Origin of the sequence: Butyricicoccus sp. (assembly GCF_050872565.1) — a bacterium.
In the GTDB taxonomy this organism is placed as follows: Bacteria; Bacillota; Clostridia; order Oscillospirales; family Butyricicoccaceae; genus Butyricicoccus_A.
Genome location: NZ_JBNMHC010000254.1, coordinates 1 through 3,317 on the forward strand (window position 1 = coordinate 1; position 3,317 = coordinate 3,317).

The 3,317-nt window shown below is 46.5% G+C and carries 2 protein-coding genes; both read left to right on the forward strand.

All coding sequences use genetic code 11. From position 1 onward, the window contains the following. Window positions 1–639, forward strand: a 639-nt coding sequence (locus tag ACR0P9_RS09585) for a 3-phosphoshikimate 1-carboxyvinyltransferase (protein ID WP_432619587.1), incomplete at its 5' end; no start/stop codon positions are given. A 5-nt stretch (window positions 640–644) separates the two neighbouring features. Further along, complete coding sequence (gene aroE, locus ACR0P9_RS09590; protein ID WP_432619589.1) at window positions 645–2,024, forward strand: shikimate dehydrogenase; 1,380 nt, start codon at window positions 645–647, stop codon at window positions 2,022–2,024. Window positions 2,025–3,317: the final 1,293 nt, after the last annotated feature.

Genomic DNA, 3,317 nt, shown 5'->3' on the forward strand with positions numbered 1-3,317 from the left:
CCGCCGAAAGCTCTGCACGCGGTCAATGTAGAGGTTCCGGGTGACATTTCTTCCGCCGCTTATTTTCTCGTTGCTGGCTTAATTTTGCCGAACAGCGATATTGTCATTCGCAATGTCGGCATCAATCCGACACGCACCGGCATTCTGGATGCGCTGGAAGCTATGGGCGCAAACATTGAACGCCTGAACGAACGCGGTACCGTGGAACCAATCTGTGATTTGCGCGTTCGCTCTTCCCATCTGCACGGTACAACAATCGGCGGCGATATGATTCCCCGCCTGATTGATGAGATCCCGGTTTTGGCTGTCGCTGCTGCTTTCGCTGACGGTGAAACCGTCATTCGTGACGCACAGGAGCTGAAGGTTAAGGAGTCCAATCGCATTGCGACCATGACAGCTGAGCTGTCCAAGACCGGTGCCGATGTACAGGAGACCGAGGACGGCATGATTATCCACGGCGGAAAGCCGCTGCACGGTGCAGATTTTGCAAGCTATGCCGATCATCGCGTTGCCATGAGCATGGCTGTGTGCGCACTCGCTTGCGACGGCAATTCCTCGATTGATGACCCAGATTGCGTCGCCATTTCTTATCCGACGTTCTTTGAGACATTGGACGCTCTCAAGCAGAAAGGAGAATGACTCCCATGATTTTGACCATGGATGAATTCCGAAATTATGTGCCGAGCAAGCCGACTTTCGCGTTGTTCGGGCATCCTATCGCACATACGATGTCTCCAGAGCTGCACAACAAGCTGTTTCAAGCTTCCGGAAAAGATTGTGAGTACTTTGCTGTCGATGTACCGCCGGAGGATTTAGAAGAAGCAATGCGCATCGCTTCGCAAAAATGCGGTGGTTTAAACTTGACTATCCCGCACAAAAAAGCGGTATTTCAATATTTGGATGCTGTCGATGAGACAGCAAAAAATCTCGGCAGTGTCAATACGGTATTTTTCCATGATGGAACCGCTGTCGGCTATAATACAGATATTTTGGGCTTTTCCGGCTCACTGGAATTTGACGGCATCTCTGTCGAGAACAAAATTGCTGTTGTCTGCGGCTATGGCGGTGTTGCCCGCGTCATTTGCTATCATCTCGCCAATGCAGGTGCAAGAGTTCTGATTACCGGTCGAAATTTGACCAAGGCAAAGGCTCTGCGCAATGAAATCCGCTCCTATCTGCCGCAAGCTGACATTGATGTGATGCCTGCCACGCAGCTGCCGCGTGCCACGGCCATTCTCGTCAACGGTACGCCGCTTGGCATGTATCCGCACGAAGATGCTTGTCCGCTGGAGAAGCTGCCTATCGGCGCAGAATATGTCTTTGACACGATTTACAATCCGCCGGAAACCGCTTTTATGAAGTTGGCTCCGCACAGCGTCAAGACACGCAATGGCCTTCTGATGCTGGTATTGCAGGCAGCTTATGCACAGACTATCTGGTTCGGCACGCAGTTTGAATCTGCGGATCTGACACGCATTCTGCGGTTGCTGTCCGGCGACATGGCAAAAAAGCGTCTGCATGATGTATACGGCAAGCAGAATATTGTCCTGTGCGGCTTTATGGGCAGTGGCAAAACGACGATTGGCCGCAAGCTGGCTCGCACCCTGCAATACGAATTTGTCGATATGGATGACTATTTGGAAAAGCGCGAGGGCAAAAAAATCTCCGATATTTTTGTAGAAATCGGTGAATCCGGTTTTCGCGATATTGAGACCGATTGTGCCCGCGAGATCGCGGACCGCACCGGCTGTGTCATCGCACTGGGCGGCGGCGCAGTTTTGCGTCCGGAAAATGTGGAGCAGTACAAGAAAAACGGCTTACTCATCCATCTGAACACGCCATTCTATCGCATCGTACAGAACTTGAGCCGTGACACCACGCGTCCGCTTCTGCAAGGCGATAAGGAAAAGCAGACGCGCTTGCTGTTTAATAAGCGGAAGAAAATCTATTTGAATTGCGCGGATCGTTCTGTATCCGGCACACGCATCTCTGAAATTATGGATGCTGTGTTCCGCGCAATTTAAAATCATATCGTTATACGAGAACGGTGTAGTCTTAGGCTATGCCGTTTTTGTTTTTTACCAATCATTTTTTCGTTTGCATATTGACTCTACAATAATTCTATTGTAGATTTAGGCAACGCCGTATCTCTGAAATACACGTTGCCAATGGGCGCGCATGATTTAGTCCTGCCTCAACAGATATTTTCTTCCCTATCGATGGATTTACAGACTTCAACCGAGAGCGAGTGCTTGCTGCACGGGATGAACTAGAAGCAAATTTTCCACTGTGAAACACAAGTCGGATTTGTAGATGCAGATCAACCGGAAATGGAACTGTGAATTTGTTCACATTTTATCTACAAAGTTTTCTATTTTTGTTCATGCATTCCAGTGAAAAATCGTGTATGATAATACCAGTGCAGATGAGATATGCACAGTAAGAAAGACTCTTCCAAGCGAAACAGAGGTTCCTCTTTTCTTCTGTTTCAATCACTCTTATATTTTTTCATATTTTTCCTTTCTTTTAAAAACACCGCGGACAAAACCGCGGTGTTTTTATCTGGCTCTGGCAATCGTTACAATTCAGACACAATTTTTCCATGAATTATTTAAATTTTCTTTCAAATTTCGTCACCATTTTTTGGAGAAGATCGTGTATGATAATACCAGACAAACAAATGAAGCATCTCCCTAAAGGCCAGCTGCCCGGCCGGAATTTGATTCAAAAGCGGCAGACAACCTATTTCTCTTTTCTCGGCAAACCTGCCGAAAAAGATTTCATATATTTTTTCTTTTTTCTTTCTCCTTTCCGAAAAATTGCCGCGGCACAGTCCGCGGCTTTTTTCATGTCTCCGTTATTCATATTTTAGCAATAATTTCTTCTACATTTCTTCAAAAAGAGTTCTTCATATGGTCACGCAAAGCCGGGAATTTTGCGGTATACTAATACCAGAGTTAAGGAAAACAAAAAAACACGCGACTTAAAACATAGTTTAACTCAAACGGTCAACTGTCCGACCGCAGCATCGGCTGGAAAGCGGCAGACAACCAACAAGCTCCATTCAGTAAGACTGAGTGTGAATTGATTATATCTTTTCTTTTTCATTTTTTACTCCTTTCATTTAAAAAATCCCGTTGGAATTGTCCAACGGGATTTTTGTCTGTCTATATTTTATTACGCCGTCTGTTTGGCTTCTTCTCTCAAATCGCGGAATTGTTTGCCGAACAAAATCTGTACAATCAGCGGGATGACCATGATGCACCAAATAATCGGCTCGGACAAAATAACGCCCATGTACGCCAAATGCGGTACCA